Origin of the sequence: Anoxybacillus sp. LAT27 (assembly GCF_022030075.1) — a bacterium.
Lineage (GTDB): Bacteria > Bacillota > Bacilli > Bacillales > Anoxybacillaceae > Anoxybacillus > Anoxybacillus kestanbolensis.
The window spans coordinates 119,406-135,080 of the sequence record NZ_JAIWYK010000440.1 but is presented as its reverse complement, the minus strand read 5'-3'; the positions used below and the strand labels follow the sequence as shown (position 1 = coordinate 135,080).

The window sequence follows — 15,675 nt, the reverse complement described above, 5'->3', positions numbered from 1 at the left end:
GATGAAAGGGAAGAAAGAACGTTTAGATGTATTGCTTGTCGAACGCGGATTGGCTGAAACGCGCGAAAAGGCGAAGCGAACGATTATGGCTGGCCTTGTGTATTCAAACGAAATGCGGCTTGACAAACCAGGGGAAAAAGTTCCCGTGGACATTCCGCTAACGGTGAAAGGAAGTGCGCTACCGTATGTAAGTCGCGGTGGGCTCAAACTTGAAAAAGCATTACAAATGTTCGCGCTTGAAGTAAAAGATAAGATTATGGTTGACATTGGTGCATCGACAGGCGGATTTACGGACTGTGCGTTGCAAAATGGAGTGAAGTTGTCGTACGCTCTTGATGTGGGATACAATCAGCTCGCATGGAAACTGCGTCAAGATGAACGTGTTGTAGTCATGGAGCGGACGAACTTTCGTTATGTGACACCGAGTGATTTTCAACACGGCTTACCAAACTTTGCAACGATCGATGTGTCGTTTATTTCATTAAAATTAATTTTACCCGTCTTAAAAACGATTTTAGTGCCGCATAGCGATATCGTTGCTTTAGTCAAACCGCAATTTGAAGCGGGAAAAGAGTTTGTCGGAAAAAAGGGGATTGTCCGCGATGCACGTGTTCATGTGCACGTACTTGAAACAATTACTGCATTTGCGCAACAAGAAGGGTACGACATTATTGGGCTAACCCACTCGCCGATTACAGGCGGTGACGGAAATATTGAATTTTTGCTTCATTTACGTTGGGAAGGCAAAGAAGAAGTAGGAGAAAATCGCTTGACTGTTTCTCCAGAAGAAGTAGTTGCCAGGGCACACGGCGAGTTGAAAGAAAATAAAGAACATGCGGGGGAATAACGATCGGTTATTCCCTCTTGTTTGCTCGTCTGTCGTTCGGTAACATAGAAGTATAAATATGCATATGTTATACACACGAAAGAGGTGTTTTCGTTGAATAAAGGACAACGTCATATTAAAATTCGTGAAATTATTTCAAATCATGATATTGAAACACAAGATGAGCTTGTTGATATGTTGCGCAAAGAAGGTTTTAACGTCACGCAAGCAACGGTGTCTCGTGACATTAAAGAACTTCATTTAGTAAAAGTGCCGATGATGGATGGGCGATATAAATATAGCTTACCTGCCGATCAACGATTTAATCCGCTCCAAAAGTTAAAACGAGCGCTCATAGATGCATTTGTAAAAATTGATGGAGCAGGTCACCTGCTCGTTATGAAAACGCTGCCGGGAAATGCGCATGCTATCGGTGTACTGCTCGATCATTTAGAATGGGATGAAATTGTTGGCACGATTTGTGGGGATGATACTTGCTTAATTATTTGCCGCACGCCAGAAGATACAGAAGTTATTTCAAAACGATTGTTGGACATGCTGTAATAAAGGTGTGAGCGTAAGATGTTAGCGGAGTTATCTATCAAAAATTTTGCCATTATTGAATCCCTTTCGCTTTCGTTTGAAAAAGGATTAACCGTTTTAACTGGAGAAACGGGAGCGGGAAAATCCATTATTATTGATGCCATTCATTTGTTAATTGGCGGACGCGGCTCAGCAGAATTTGTTCGATACGGCGAAACAAAAGCAGAAATCGAAGGTCTTTTTTTGCTTGAACAAGATGATCACCCGTGTTACAGCAAATGTGCCGAGCTTGGCATCGATATAAGCGATGGGATGATTGTGCTTCGTCGAGAGCTAACGATAAACGGAAAAAGCGTCTGTCGCGTAAACGGAAAATTAGTCACGATCGCGACATTGCGTGAAATTGGCTCCACACTTGTAGATATTCACGGACAACATGAGCATCAAGAATTGCTTGATGAAAATAAGCATTTATATTTATTAGATGAATATGGAGGCGAGCGTATTCGCGACGCATTAGAGGAATATAAAGCTTTATATGCGGCATACGAGCGAGTCAAGCGTCAACTGCAAAAGTTAAATGAAAATGAGCAACAAATGGCGCATCGTTTAGATTTATTAACTTTTCAGTTAGATGAAATTCAAAAAGCAGAGCTACAGTTAGATGAAGATGAACAGCTAATGGAAGAGCGGCGAAAAATCGTTAACTTCCAGAAAATATACGAGGCGTTACAAAGTAGCTATGAAGCGCTTTACGGGGAGCAACGCGGACTTGATTGGATTGGATTAGCGATGAATCATTTAGATCATGTGAGCGAAATCGATTCATCGTTGAAACAAGCCCAAGAAGTTGTATCGAACTGTTATTATTTGTTAGAAGAAGTGGCCCATCAACTGCGTGAGCAATTAGATCAATTAGAATACGATCCGCTTCGACTTGATGAAATTGAAAGTCGCTTAAATGAAATTAACCATTTGAAACGCAAATACGGCCAAACAGTACGTGACATCTTAGAATATGCGGCGAAAGTGGAAGAAGAAATTGAAACGATTCAACACCGCGATGATCATATTCATAAATTGCAGACCGAACTTCAATCCATTACGGCTGATTTATTAGTTGAAGCGAAACATATAAGCGAATTGCGTATGCAATATGCGAAACAACTGATCGACGACATTCATCAAGAACTAAAAGATTTATACATGGAAAAAACGACGTTTGATGTTGTTTTTCGAAAAAGGCAAGGAACGTACGATGATCCATTGCTTGACGGAACGCCTGTAAAGTTGCAAGCAGACGGAATGGACGAAGTGGAGTTTTACATTTCAACGAATCCAGGGGAACCGTTAAAACCGCTTGCCAAAGTTGCATCAGGTGGAGAATTATCGCGCATGATGCTTGCCTTAAAGAGCATTTTCTCTAAACATCAAGGTGTCACATCTATTATTTTTGATGAAGTCGATACCGGTGTAAGCGGTCGCGTCGCTCAAGCCATTGCGGAAAAAATTTATCGCGTGGCACGCCATTCGCAAGTATTATGCATTTCGCACTTACCACAAGTGGCAGCGATGGCGGATACGCATTTATTTATTGCAAAAGAAACGAAAGATGGACGGACAACAACAACGGTGGAAGCGTTAAACGAACAAGAAAAAATTAACGAAATTAGCCGTATGATTTCTGGAGTGGAGATTACAGACTTAACGAAACAGCATGCACGTGAGTTATTGCAATTAGCTAAAAAGATCAAAAACGAAACAACATAAATACCAACATTGACATTGTTTTTTTCATTTTATCCGGTTATATTTCATTCGTTTCAGGCAACATTAAATAGTGTAGGATTCGGTGTGTACGTAGGAACGAGGAGAGTGAAGACATTTGAATTTTGACAAGTTAAGAAAAGGAATAGGTGCATTTCTCCTTGTTTCTTTTATCGTTCTAAGTATGGCAACACCATTTCAAAAGTATGTAAATATTCCAAAACAAATTGTATTATTTCAAGGACAAACGGCTCATGTGCCTGTGTTCGGTTCTGCTCATGCGATAACGACAAACGCTGTTTCTGTTCGACAAAAAGAAAAATTAGCGATTAGTGGAGAACATGTTGGAGAAAGCGATGTCATTTTACAAATGGCAGGATTTCCAATTAAACAAGTAAATGTAAAAGTATTGCCAGATTTCAAAGTTGTTCCCGGTGGTCAATCGATCGGCGTGAAGTTAAATACGATTGGCGTTCTTGTCGTCGGTCACCATTTAGTGGAGACGGAACAAGGAAAACAATCTCCCGGGGAGAAGGCTGGCATTCAAGTAGGGGACGCGATTACCCACATTAACGGACAAAAAATCGAAAAAATGACGGATGTTTCTCCATTCATTGAAGAGGCGGGAAGAACGGGTAAACCTTTACGATTAACCGTTGCTCGTGATCACCATACGTTTGAAACAACACTGACTCCGTTGAAAGATAAGCACGATCAGGCGTATCGTATCGGATTATACATTCGCGACTCAGCAGCAGGAATTGGAACAATGACGTTTTTCGATCCGAAATCAAACATATATGGAGCACTCGGGCATGTCATCTCCGACATGGATACGAAAAAGCCGATTGTCGTTCGGGATGGAACGATTGTTAAGTCGACAGTGACGGCGATCGATAAAGGAAGAAACGGAAGTCCTGGTGAAAAACTGGCGAGATTTTCGGCCGATAAACAAGTGATTGGTGACATTAAAACGAACAGCCCGTTCGGTATTTTTGGTAAACTCTCAAAACCGATTCAAAATGGTATTTTTGACAAACCGATGCCCGTTGCTCTGTCGACAGACGTAAAAAAAGGTTCAGCAAAAATATTAACCGTCGTCGAGCAAGATCGGGTGGAAGCGTTTGATGTTGAAATCGTTAGTGTGACACCGCAAAAATTCCCAGCTACAAAAGGAATGGTCATCAAAGTAACCGATCCACGACTGTTAGAAAAAACGGGTGGAATCGTTCAAGGGATGAGTGGAAGCCCGATTATTCAAGATGGAAAACTTGTTGGGGCTGTGACACACGTGTTTGTTAACGATCCGACATCCGGCTACGGCGTGCACATTGAATGGATGTTGCATGAAGCTGGAATTAACATTTATGATCGAAACGAACAAAAAGCGAGCTGATATTAGCTTGCTTTTTGTTTTTCCACGCAATTTGTCATACTTTATCATGACACGACGTAAACATATAGTGTAAAATGAAAGAAACAGCGTGTACGAATACTTTATGAAAAATATAAATTATTTGACTAATTTTGTGAAGGAAAAAGGATTTTTGTCTATTACGTCGAATTAAGCACGTATGTGACAAAAGATCATTGCTTTAGGGAGGAAGGATTTCGTGAGTACAATCAAAGTGTGCATTGTAGATGATAATCGTGAGTTAGTGCATTTGCTTGAAGAATACATTACAAGCCAAGGGGATATGGAAGTCATTGGCGTTGCATATAACGGACAAGATTGCTTGCAGTTGCTGCGCGATCGCGATCCTGATGTTCTCGTTCTTGACATTATTATGCCGCATTTAGACGGTTTGGCTGTATTAGAAAAGCTGCGCATGATTAAACAGCCATTACCGAACGTAATCATGCTCACGGCATTTGGGCAAGAAGATGTAACGAAAAAAGCAGTTGAACTTGGCGCTTCTTACTTCATTTTAAAACCGTTTGACATTGAGCATTTAGTCAATCAAATTCGCCACGTATGTGGCAAAAAACCAGCCGTATTCAAACGACCGCTTCTTGCGCCAATTCGTGACGGAAAACCGAAAAATTTAGACGCAAGCATTACGAGCATTATTCACGAAATTGGCGTTCCTGCGCACATTAAAGGATATTTATATTTGCGTGAAGCGATTGCGATGGTATACAACGATGTTGAATTGCTTGGATCAATTACAAAAGTGCTTTACCCAGACATTGCGAAAAAATACAATACGACAGCTAGTCGCGTTGAGCGAGCGATTCGTCATGCGATCGAAGTCGCGTGGAGTCGCGGTAATTTAGAATCCATTTCCTCTTTGTTTGGTCATACTGTCAGCATATCAAAAGCGAAACCGACAAACTCGGAATTTATTGCGATGGTCGCAGATCGGTTAAGACTTGAACATAAAGCGAGCTAATAAAAATAAGGTAGTCGAACGGCTACCTTTTTTGTTGTTCCTTTTTTTCGATTTCAAGTAACTTTTGGATTAATATGTGCTGAGGCATGTGCATAATTTGTTCTAGTGGGACATTTAATGCTTTTGCTAGCTTTTGGGCGGTTTCTAACGAAATTTGTAACGGTCGCATACATTTCACTCCTTTCATACGTTAAGTATAAAACATTTTTTAAGGTGGGAAAAGGATGACACATATTTTTGCTCATCGTGGATCAGCAGGAACGCATCCAGAAAATACGATGATTTCGTTTATGGAAGCGGCACGTGTGGAAGCGGACGGAATTGAACTTGATGTACAACTCTCGAGAGACGGTGTGGTTGTCGTCATTCATGATGAAACAGTGAATCGAACGACAGACGGAACAGGATGGGTAGGACAAATGACGTATCGGCAATTACGGAAATTAAATGCTAATTATAAATTTAAAAAATACGGCTTTTGTCCCATTCCATCGTTACAAGAAGTGCTTGAGTGGGCGAAAAACACGTCGTTACTCATCAATATTGAACTAAAAAACAACCTGATCCCTTATGAACGGTTAGAAGAAAAAGTGATTGAACTCGTTGAACGATACGATTTAGCATCGCGTGTCATTTTTTCCTCGTTCAACCACGAAAGTATGGCAACATGTCACCAATTGGCTCCCCATATTGAAACAGCGCTACTATATATGGAAAAGTTGCATCGGCCGTGGAGCTACGCTCATACGTTACAGGCGCTAGCGCTTCATCCGTATCACCCAACTGTAAATCGATCGTTTGTTGAAGCGGCTCACGCTCATCATTTGCTCGTCCGTCCTTTTACGATCAATAAAGAAGAGTTGATGAAAACGATGTTTCAATATGAAGTAGATGGTATATTTACCGATTTTCCAGAAAAAGCGCAAAACGTACGCGAAAAAACGCTTCGATCACTCTGAATCGAAGCGTTTCTTTTTTTGGAAGCGTGGTTGCACTTTATTTCGTTTTCGATCGCGATGCAAAATAAATCCTGCAATAAAGCCAAGACCGACAAGAAAACAAAATAAGCCAAGCAAAAACTGGACAATAAGTGAAGGAATAGGTGCGTGTAAAATACCGAATATTGTATCACGCATCCATTTAATTCCTAATGCTGCTATAAATCCGGGAATAAGTAAAATAAGTAGGGCGATCATTCGTTGCATAAAACAAAACCCTTTCCGTTTGTTCTGTTTTCATCATAAATGTTTTTGATGGTTTGTCAAGAAGAGAAAAACAATGTATGATGAAAGCGTCTGCAAAAAATTGCAAACGAATAGGTGATGGGAATGAAAAAAGTATTAATTGTCGGGGCAGGCAAAGGTGGGAGTGCGCTATTAAAAATGTTTCATGAAACAAAACTGATGGATGTTGTGGCGATTGTCGATCGAAACGACGATGCGCCAGGGATAAAGGCTGCGCGTGACATGGGTATTCAAACGAGCAACCATTGGCGTGATGTGTTAACGGACGACATCGACATCATTGTTGAAGTCACAGGAGACGACGAAGTGTTTACTACGTTGCGTAAAGCAAGCGCTGCGCATACGGTCGTCATTCCGGGTGATATTGCCTATATTATTGCACAACTTGTCGAAGAAAAAGAACAACTTATTGCTACGTTAAAAACAGCAACAACGAAGCATGATTTAATTTTCAACTCTACACATGACGGAATGATTGTTATTGATGAACGTGGTTTCGTGACTCATATGAATCCAAGTGCCGAGAAGATGATTAGGAAAAAGAGAAAGGAAGTTATAGGATCACATATTTTGCATGTCATTCCAGCTAGCGGACTACCACGTGTATTACAAACGAGAGAAGTGGAGTTGAACCAAGAATTACTATTAGAAAACGGAAAAAAAATGATTACGACACGCATTCCACTTATTGATGAAAATGGAAAATTATTCGGTGCTTTTGCTGTGTTTAAAGATATTACAGAAGTTGTCCATTTAGCAGAAGAAGTAACGAATTTAAAAGAAATTCGCACGATGTTAGAAGCGATTATTCACTCTTCAGAGGAAGCGATTTCTGTTGTTGATGAATATGGCAATGGTATTTTAATTAACCCAGCGTATACAAAGCTAACAGGCTTATCGGAAGAAGAAGTGATCGGAAAACCGGCGACAGCGGACATTTCTGAAGGAGAAAGCATGCATATGAAAGTGTTGAAAACACGACGACCGGTCAGGGGGGTGCGCATGAAAGTCGGTCCGAAAAAGCGTGATGTCGTTGTCAATGTTGCGCCAATTATCGTCGACGGCATGTTAAAAGGAAGTGTCGGTGTCATTCACGATGTATCTGAAATTGAACAGTTAACCTCTGAGTTACAACGCGCTCGTCAAATTATTCGTACGTTAGAAGCAAAATATTCATTTGATGACATCGTCGGCACGTCAGAAGAGATGATGTTAGCGATTGAACAGGCAAAATTGGCAGCTAAAACTCCAGCAACCATTTTGCTTCGCGGGGAGTCGGGAACAGGGAAAGAATTGTTTGCTCACGCTATTCATAATGCGAGTGATCGAAAATACCATAAATTCGTTCGTGTCAATTGCGCTGCCATTTCTGAGTCACTACTTGAAAGCGAATTGTTCGGCTACGAGGAAGGGGCGTTCTCAGGTGCAAGACGCGGAGGAAAAAAGGGACTATTTGAAGAGGCAAACAACGGAAGCATTTTTTTAGATGAGATTGGTGAGTTATCCGCTAATATGCAAGCCAAACTATTACGGGTGCTACAAGAAAAAGAAATTGTGCGCGTCGGTGGCACAAAGCCAATTCCGATTAATGTACGTGTCATTGCAGCAACAAATGTTCACCTCGAGAAAGCGATTGCCGATGGGACTTTTCGTGAAGACTTATACTATCGGTTAAATCGCATGCCAATTTACATCCCACCGCTACGTGCTAGAAAGCAAGATATTCCTGCGTTATGTGAACGGCTCATACAAAAACTAAATCAAGACTATGGACGTAATGTGGAAGGGATTACAGATGATGCGCTCGCTTATTTATTCTCTTACGATTGGCCAGGCAATGTGCGTGAGTTAGAAAACGTATTAGGGCGCGCCATGATTTTTATGAAATATAACGAAGTCATCATTGAGCGTAAACATATTTCATTGTTGCACAAGCCGAAGGAGCAAGAACATGTTTCATCACACGAATCATCGGCTGTGCACAAACCGTTAGCGATGCTTGTAGAACAATATGAAGCAAAAGTGATTGAACGTGTTTTGCAATCATGTCAAGGGAATAAAACGGCAGCTGCCAAACAGCTTGGCATTTCTATTCGAAATTTATATTACAAACTTGAAAAGTATGGACTTGATAAAAAAAGCATGCAATAATGTTCATAGTATGCAAAAAGTTGCAATGAAAAAGAAATAAAAGTAAAGCGTTTTCAATCAAAAAGAAGTTGGCACACTTTTTGCAAGAATAAAAGGTGACGAAAAAACAAAGGGGTTGAGCAGATGAGATGAAGCTACAATCGTTGGTCACCAAAGCAACCCAATTTCCTGGAGCAACGGTAGCTGTTGCGGCAGCAGAAGACGAAGAAGTGTTAAAAGCGGTCGCACAAGCGCTACAAGCAGGATTCGGGCGATTTATTTTATATGGCGATGAATCCGCTTTATCACGCCTCGTTGCTGAACACGTCCAAGATGTCGGTCACGACGCTATCCGCATCGTTCACGCTTCGACAAACGAAGAAGCAGCCCATATGGCTGTGAAAGCGGTGCATGAAAAGGAAGCAAGTGTCTTGATGAAAGGGAACGTACCGACAGCAACGATTTTAAAGGCGGTGCTAAATAAAGAATATGGACTTCGTACAGGCCGTGTTTTATCGCATGTTGCTGTATTTGATGTGCCACATTATGAACGTCCTATTCTTGTTACTGACGCAGCGATGAATATCGCACCTGATTTACAACAAAAAGCAGAAATTATTATGAACGCAGTACAAGTGGCAAAAGCAATCGGCATCCATATGCCGAAAGTTGCACCACTCGCCGCTGTTGAAGTTGTCAATCCAGCGATGCCGGCAACGATTGATGCAGCCGCATTGTCCCTTATGAATCAACGCGGACAGTTGAAAGATTGCATCGTCGATGGACCGCTCGCTTTAGATAACGCCATTTCCGTTGAATCAGCCCAACATAAAGGCATTCAAAGTTCGGTAGCAGGACATGCGGATATTTTAGTTGTGCCGAACATTGAAACGGGAAATGTGCTATATAAATCGCTCGTGTACTTTGCCCGCGCGCAAGTAGGGGCGATTATTGCTGGCGCGAAAGCACCCATTGTATTAACATCTCGCGCGGATTCAGCAGAAAGTAAATTATACTCGCTAGCACTAGCTATTTGTGCAACGAACAAATAACAAGGGGGAACGAAAGATGGAGATTTTTAAATACATGGAACAATACGACTATGAGCAATTAGTATTTTGCCAAGATAAAGAATCAGGATTAAAAGCGATCATTGCGATTCACGATACAACGCTTGGACCAGCGTTAGGCGGTACGCGCATGTGGATGTATGAATCAGAAGATGCAGCCATTGAAGATGCGCTTCGTTTAGCGCGTGGGATGACATACAAAAACGCAGCAGCTGGATTAAATCTTGGCGGTGGAAAAGCGGTTATCATTGGGGATCCGCGTAAAGATAAAAACGAAGCGATGTTCCGTGCGTTCGGTCGCTTCATTCAAGGGTTAAATGGCCGTTACATTACAGCGGAAGACGTTGGTACAACGGTTGCTGATATGGACATTATTTACGAAGAAACGGATTATGTGACAGGTATTTCACCAGCGTTCGGTTCATCTGGAAATCCTTCTCCGGTTACTGCATACGGCGTGTATCGCGGTATGAAAGCAGCGGCAAAAGAAGCATTTGGTAGCGATTCGCTTGAAGGAAAAGTGATCGCGGTACAAGGTGTTGGTAATGTTGCTTACAATTTATGCCGTCATCTTCATGAAGAAGGAGCGAAGCTGATCGTTACAGACATTAATAAAGAGGCAGTGCAACGCGTTGTTGAAGAATTTGGGGCGCAAGCGGTAGACCCGAACGATATTTATAGTGTGCAATGCGACATTTTTGCTCCATGTGCGCTTGGAGGAATTATTAACGACCAAACAATTCCACAATTGAAAGCAAAAGTTATTGCCGGTGCTGCGAACAATCAATTGCGTGAAGCAAGACATGGAGATATCATTCATGAAATGGGTATCGTTTATGCGCCAGACTACGTCATTAACGCGGGCGGTGTCATTAACGTAGCGGATGAGTTATATGGATACAACCGCGAACGTGCGATGAAAAAAGTTGAACAAATTTATAACAATATTGAAAAAGTCATCGAAATTGCGAAACGTGACGGCATTCCAACATACCAAGCAGCCGACCGTTTAGCTGAAGAACGCATTGCGAAAATGCGTCAATCACGTAGCCAATTTTTACAAAACGGTCAACACATTTTAAGCCGTCGCCGTACGCGCTAAAAATATGCAATGAAGCGAGGACGTATGTTCTCGCTTCGTCGATGATAAAAATGGAGGGTTACACATTGCAGGAACATTCATTTCGCATCTTAGTCATTAATCCGGGATCGACGTCAACGAAAATTGGCGTCTTTGATAACGAGCGCTCCATTTTAGAAAAAACGATTCGTCATGATACAGAAGCGTTACGAGCGTATAAAAAAATTATTGACCAATACGAATTTCGCAAACAAACGATTTTAGAAACGCTTGACCATGAAGGAATTAATATTTCTAAGCTCGACGCAGTATGCGGACGCGGTGGCTTACTTCGTCCGATTGAAGGTGGCACATATGCTGTCAATGAGGCGATGCTACAAGATTTAAAGCGTGGCTATTCCGGTCAGCACGCTTCGAATCTCGGTGGAATTTTAGCGCATGAAATTGCTTCAGCATTAAACATTCCAGCGTTTATCGTCGATCCAGTCGTTGTAGATGAACTTGACCCGATTGCTCGCGTTTCTGGATTTTCATTAATTGAGCGTCGAAGCATTTTCCACGCATTAAATCAAAAAGCAGTAGCGCGTCGTGTTGCTAAACAAATGGGAAAAACATATGAGGAAGTCAATTTCATCGTCGCGCATATGGGCGGAGGTATTACAGTTGGTGCACATCAACGCGGACGCGTTATTGATGTCAACAACGGATTGGACGGAGAAGGTCCGTTTAGCCCTGAACGTGCCGGTACTGTGCCAGCGGGTGATCTCGTTTCTCTCTGTTTCTCTGGTGAATATTATCGAGAAGAAATTATGCGCATGCTCGTTGGAGGCGGAGGTCTCGTTGGTTACTTAGGGACGAATGATGCGGTGAAAGTCGAAAAAATGATTGAAAATGGCGACGAAAAGGCGAAGCTCATTTACAGTGCGATGGCGTATCAAGTAGCGAAAGAAATTGGAGCTGCAAGCGCAGTATTATCAGGAAAAGTTGATGCCATTATTTTAACGGGCGGTTTAGCATACGGAAAACAGTTTGTAAAAGAAATTGCTGATCGCGTACAATGGATTGCCGACGTCATCGTGCAACCAGGAGAGAATGAACTGCAGGCACTCGCTGAAGGAGCGCTTCGCGTATTGCGTGGAGAAGAAGAAGCAAAACAATATCCACAAGCGGTCAAAACAACGGTTTAAGGGGATGAAATGATGGCAAAAGAATACGATGTAGTCATACTTGGAGGCGGAACAGGCGGATACGTCGCTGCGATTCGTGCTGCTCAGCTCGGTTTAAAAACAGCGGTTGTCGAAAAAGGAAAACTTGGAGGAACGTGTTTGCATGCGGGATGTATTCCAAGCAAAGCATTACTACGGAGCGCGGAAGTGTATGCACAAACGAAAGAAAGTGAAACGTTTGGTGTAGTAGCTAGCGAGGTACGATTAGATTTTTCTAAAGTGCAAGCACGCAAACAAGCCATTATTGATCAACTGCATAAAGGCATCCACATGTTAATGAAAAAAGGAAAAATCGATGTATATGAAGGAACGGGACGCATTTTAGGCCCATCCATTTTTTCGCCAATGCCGGGAACGATTTCGGTCGAGATGAATGACGGAACAGAAAATGAAATGCTTGTACCAAAATACGTTGTTATTGCAACAGGATCTCGTCCGCGCACACTACCGGGGTTAACAATTGACGGTCAATTTGTCATGACTTCAGATGAAGCGTTGCGCATGGAGACGTTGCCATCTTCGATTATTATTGTCGGTGGTGGCGTCATCGGCATCGAATGGGCATCGATGTTGAATGACTTTGGCGTGGATGTTACAGTCATTGAATATGCGGATCGTATTTTGCCAACAGAAGATCGCGATATCTCCAAAGAAATTGAAAAAATATTAAAACAACGTGGTGTACGCATCGTTACAAAAGCAAAAGTATTGCCTGACACGCTCGTTGTTGAAAATGGTGTGCGCATTCAAGCAGAAATCAACGGACAAAATGAAACGTTTACAGCAGACAAAATGCTCGTTTCCGTTGGACGTCAAGCAAATATTGAAGGTATCGGATTAGAAAATACTGACATTGTCATTGAAAAAGGCTTTATTCAAACGAATGAATACTATCAAACAAAAGAAAAACATATTTACGCCATTGGGGATGTGATCGGTGGCTTACAGCTTGCTCATGTCGCTTCACATGAAGGAATCATCGCGATTGAACATCTTGCCGGAAATACTGTTCATCCGCTTGATTATGCGATGGTGCCAAAATGTATTTATAGTCGTCCGGAAGCAGCAAGTGTAGGTTTGACAGAAGAAGAGGCGAAGGCAAAAGGATATGACGTGAAAGTCGGCAAATTCCCTTTCAAAGCGATTGGAAAAGCGCTTGTATACGGAGAAGCTGAAGGGTTTGTAAAAATTGTTGCTGATGCAAAAACAGACGATTTGCTCGGCGTGCATATGGTTGGTCCGCACGTCACAGATATGATTTCCGAAGCTGGATTAGCACGTGTGCTTGATGCGACACCGTGGGAAATTGCTCACACAATTCATCCGCATCCGACGCTGTCAGAGGCGATGATGGAAGCAGCGCTTGCTGTTGATGGAAAAGCGATTCATTTTTAAAGGAGGAATGAATGATGCGTCATAAACAACTCGGTTTGAGTGATGAAACCGTTTTACAAATGTATGAAACGATGGTGTTAGCACGTAAAATTGACGAACGGATGTGGTTATTAAACCGCGCAGGTAAAATTCCATTCGTCATCTCTTGTCAAGGACAAGAAGCGGCGCAAGTAGGAGCGGCATTCGCTTTGGATCGTACGAAAGATTATGTGTTGCCATATTATCGCGATATGGGTGTCGTATTAACGTTTGGGATGACGCCGACAGAATTGATGCTTTCCGCATTTGCGAAAGCGGAAGATCCAAACTCTGGCGGTCGCCAAATGCCAGGGCATTTCGGGAAAAAGAAAAACCGCATCGTCACAGGTTCTTCTCCAGTTACAACACAAGTACCACATGCTGTTGGGATCGCTTTAGCAGCGAAAATGGAGAAAAAAGATTTCGTATCGTTCGTTACATTTGGGGAAGGGTCTTCGAACCAAGGTGACTTCCATGAAGGGGCTAACTTTGCAGGCGTTCATAAGCTGCCGGTCATTTTTATGTGCGAAAACAATAAATATGCGATCTCTGTTCCAATTGAAAAACAATTAGCATGCGAAAAAGTGTCAGATCGTGCCATCGGCTATGGCATGCCAGGGTATACAGTGGACGGTACAGATCCGCTTGAAGTATATCGCGTTGTCAAAGAAGCAGCCGATCGTGCGCGCCGTGGTGAAGGACCAACATTAATTGAAACGGTTGCTTATCGCTTAACAGCGCATTCGTCGGACGATGACGATCGTGCATATCGTACGCCAGAAGAAATTGCAGAGGCAAAGTCAAAAGATCCAATTTATTTATTTGCAAACTACTTAAAAGAAGTAGGCGTATTAACAGATGAGTTGGAAAAAGAAATTCTCGATCGCGTCATGAAACAAGTGAACGAAGCAACAGACTACGCAGAAAAAGCACCATATGCACAACCAGAACATGCGTTGAAATACGTATACGCAGAGGAGGAATAAATATGCCTGTCATTTCATATATCGATGCCGTTACGATGGCGATTCGCGAAGAAATGGAACGTGACCCACGCGTATTCGTACTCGGGGAAGACGTTGGGAAAAAGGGGGGCGTATTTAAAGCAACGCAAGGGCTTTACGATCAATTTGGTGAAGAACGCGTCATTGATACGCCGCTAGCGGAATCTGCAATTGTTGGTGTCGGCATTGGCGCCGCGATGTACGGATTGCGTCCAATTGCAGAAATTCAATTCGCAGACTTTATTATGCCTGCTGTAAACCAAATTATTTCTGAAGCTGCACGCATCCGTTATCGTTCGAATAACGATTGGAACTGTCCGATTGTCATTCGTGCCCCATATGGCGGTGGAGTCCATGGAGCGTTATATCATTCGCAATCGGTCGAAGCGATTTTTGCAAATCAGCCGGGATTAAAAATTGTTATGCCATCTACACCATACGACGTAAAAGGATTATTAAAAGCGGCCATCCGTGACGAAGACCCTGTGCTGTTCTTTGAACATAAACGAGCGTATCGTCTCATTAAAGGGGAAGTACCAACGGATGATTATGTATTACCGATTGGTAAAGCGGATGTAAAACGCGAAGGAGAAGATATTACAGTTATTACGTACGGTTTATGTGTTCATTTCGCATTACAAGCTGCTGAAAAATTAGCGCAAGAAGGCATTTCTGCTCACATTTTAGATTTACGTACTGTATATCCGCTTGATAAAGAAGCGATCATTGAAGCAGCAAGCAAAACAGGAAAAGTATTGCTTGTGACAGAAGACAATAAAGAAGGAAGCGTCATGAGCGAAGTCGCTGCCATTATTGCAGAACATTGTTTATTTGATTTAGATGCTCCAATTATGCGACTTGCTGGTCCAGACGTTCCAGCGATGCCATATGCGCCAACGATGGAAAAATTCTTTATGGTCAACCCAGATAAAGTCGAAAAGGCAATGCGCGAATTGGCGCAGTTTTAAGGAGGAGTTA

Annotated in this window: 15 protein-coding genes; 13 read left to right on the top strand and 2 right to left on the bottom strand. The window is 42.3% G+C overall.

The features are described 5' to 3' along the window. Position 1 precedes the first annotated feature (1 nt). From LD028_RS14690 to spo0A, 5 genes are all read left to right on the top strand, one after another. Positions 2-847 (top strand): TlyA family RNA methyltransferase, encoded by an 846-nt coding sequence (locus LD028_RS14690; RefSeq protein WP_237812199.1) that lies wholly within the window; start codon positions 2-4, stop codon positions 845-847. Positions 848-940: 93 nt separating this feature from the next. Continuing rightward, complete coding sequence (ahrC, locus tag LD028_RS14685) at positions 941-1,390, top strand: transcriptional regulator AhrC/ArgR (protein ID WP_237812198.1); 450 nt, start codon at positions 941-943, stop codon at positions 1,388-1,390. A gap of 18 nt (positions 1,391-1,408) precedes the next feature. Next, on the top strand, positions 1,409-3,139 hold the full coding sequence (gene recN / locus LD028_RS14680; protein ID WP_077428729.1) for a DNA repair protein RecN: 1,731 nt from the start codon (positions 1,409-1,411) through the stop codon (positions 3,137-3,139). 115 nt (positions 3,140-3,254) lie between these two features. Next, positions 3,255-4,532 (top strand): SpoIVB peptidase, encoded by a 1,278-nt coding sequence (gene spoIVB, locus LD028_RS14675; protein WP_237812197.1) that lies wholly within the window; start codon positions 3,255-3,257, stop codon positions 4,530-4,532. Positions 4,533-4,749: 217 nt separating this feature from the next. After that, positions 4,750-5,529 (top strand): sporulation transcription factor Spo0A, encoded by a 780-nt coding sequence (gene spo0A, locus LD028_RS14670; protein ID WP_237812196.1) that lies wholly within the window; start codon positions 4,750-4,752, stop codon positions 5,527-5,529. 22 nt (positions 5,530-5,551) lie between these two features. Here spo0A and LD028_RS14665 read toward each other — a convergent pair whose 3' ends face one another. Next, positions 5,552-5,698, bottom strand: coding sequence for a YycC family protein (locus LD028_RS14665; protein WP_064498956.1), 147 nt, complete (start codon positions 5,696-5,698; stop codon positions 5,552-5,554). A gap of 55 nt (positions 5,699-5,753) precedes the next feature. Here LD028_RS14665 and LD028_RS14660 point away from each other — a divergent pair, with 55 nt between their 5' ends. After that, complete coding sequence (locus LD028_RS14660) at positions 5,754-6,488, top strand: glycerophosphodiester phosphodiesterase (protein WP_077428726.1); 735 nt, start codon at positions 5,754-5,756, stop codon at positions 6,486-6,488. Here LD028_RS14660 and LD028_RS14655 read toward each other — a convergent pair. Then, positions 6,480-6,734, bottom strand: a complete 255-nt coding sequence (locus LD028_RS14655; RefSeq protein WP_012574608.1) for a DUF2627 domain-containing protein — start codon at positions 6,732-6,734, stop codon at positions 6,480-6,482. The genes LD028_RS14660 and LD028_RS14655 overlap by 9 nt on opposite strands. Positions 6,735-6,857: 123 nt before the next feature. Here LD028_RS14655 and LD028_RS14650 point away from each other — a divergent pair, with 123 nt between their 5' ends. The 7 genes from LD028_RS14650 (at position 6,858) to LD028_RS14620 (ending at position 15,665) form a co-directional block, all read left to right on the top strand. Further along, a complete protein-coding gene (locus tag LD028_RS14650) occupies positions 6,858-8,924 on the top strand; it encodes a sigma 54-interacting transcriptional regulator (protein ID WP_237812195.1) in 2,067 nt (688 codons plus the stop codon). 128 nt (positions 8,925-9,052) lie between these two features. After that, positions 9,053-9,955 carry a phosphate butyryltransferase gene (gene yqiS / locus LD028_RS14645; protein WP_237812194.1) on the top strand — a complete coding sequence of 301 codons (903 nt, stop codon included), beginning with the start codon at positions 9,053-9,055 and terminating at the stop codon, positions 9,953-9,955. A 16-nt stretch (positions 9,956-9,971) separates the two neighbouring features. Then, complete coding sequence (bcd, locus tag LD028_RS14640; protein WP_012574611.1) at positions 9,972-11,075, top strand: branched-chain amino acid dehydrogenase; 1,104 nt, start codon at positions 9,972-9,974, stop codon at positions 11,073-11,075. A gap of 65 nt (positions 11,076-11,140) precedes the next feature. Then, positions 11,141-12,241, top strand: a complete 1,101-nt coding sequence (gene buk / locus LD028_RS14635) for a butyrate kinase (RefSeq protein ID WP_035019500.1) — start codon at positions 11,141-11,143, stop codon at positions 12,239-12,241. Between the two features lie 12 nt (positions 12,242-12,253). Further along, positions 12,254-13,675 carry a dihydrolipoyl dehydrogenase gene (gene lpdA / locus LD028_RS14630; RefSeq protein ID WP_237812193.1) on the top strand — a complete coding sequence of 474 codons (1,422 nt, stop codon included), beginning with the start codon at positions 12,254-12,256 and terminating at the stop codon, positions 13,673-13,675. Between the two features lie 11 nt (positions 13,676-13,686). Next, a complete protein-coding gene (locus tag LD028_RS14625) occupies positions 13,687-14,679 on the top strand; it encodes a thiamine pyrophosphate-dependent dehydrogenase E1 component subunit alpha (protein ID WP_006318044.1) in 993 nt (330 codons plus the stop codon). 2 nt (positions 14,680-14,681) lie between these two features. Beyond that, positions 14,682-15,665 (top strand): alpha-ketoacid dehydrogenase subunit beta, encoded by a 984-nt coding sequence (locus LD028_RS14620; protein WP_003394199.1) that lies wholly within the window; start codon positions 14,682-14,684, stop codon positions 15,663-15,665. Positions 15,666-15,675: the final 10 nt, after the last annotated feature.

Excerpts from the sequence above, each read along its gene's own strand:
- LD028_RS14690 (WP_237812199.1), top strand. The coding sequence starts at position 2 with ATGAAAGGGAAGAAAGAACGTTTAGATGTATTGCTTGTCGAACGCGGA.
- recN (WP_077428729.1), top strand. The coding sequence starts at position 1,409 with ATGTTAGCGGAGTTATCTATCAAAAATTTTGCCATTATTGAATCCCTT.
- LD028_RS14665 (WP_064498956.1), bottom strand. The coding sequence starts at position 5,698 with ATGCGACCGTTACAAATTTCGTTAGAAACCGCCCAAAAGCTAGCAAAA.
- LD028_RS14660 (WP_077428726.1), top strand. The coding sequence starts at position 5,754 with ATGACACATATTTTTGCTCATCGTGGATCAGCAGGAACGCATCCAGAA.
- LD028_RS14655 (WP_012574608.1), bottom strand. The coding sequence starts at position 6,734 with ATGCAACGAATGATCGCCCTACTTATTTTACTTATTCCCGGATTTATA.
- LD028_RS14650 (WP_237812195.1), top strand. The coding sequence starts at position 6,858 with ATGAAAAAAGTATTAATTGTCGGGGCAGGCAAAGGTGGGAGTGCGCTA.
- yqiS (WP_237812194.1), top strand. The coding sequence starts at position 9,053 with ATGAAGCTACAATCGTTGGTCACCAAAGCAACCCAATTTCCTGGAGCA.
- bcd (WP_012574611.1), top strand. The coding sequence starts at position 9,972 with ATGGAGATTTTTAAATACATGGAACAATACGACTATGAGCAATTAGTA.
- lpdA (WP_237812193.1), top strand. The coding sequence starts at position 12,254 with ATGGCAAAAGAATACGATGTAGTCATACTTGGAGGCGGAACAGGCGGA.
- LD028_RS14625 (WP_006318044.1), top strand. The coding sequence starts at position 13,687 with ATGATGCGTCATAAACAACTCGGTTTGAGTGATGAAACCGTTTTACAA.
- LD028_RS14620 (WP_003394199.1), top strand. The coding sequence starts at position 14,682 with ATGCCTGTCATTTCATATATCGATGCCGTTACGATGGCGATTCGCGAA.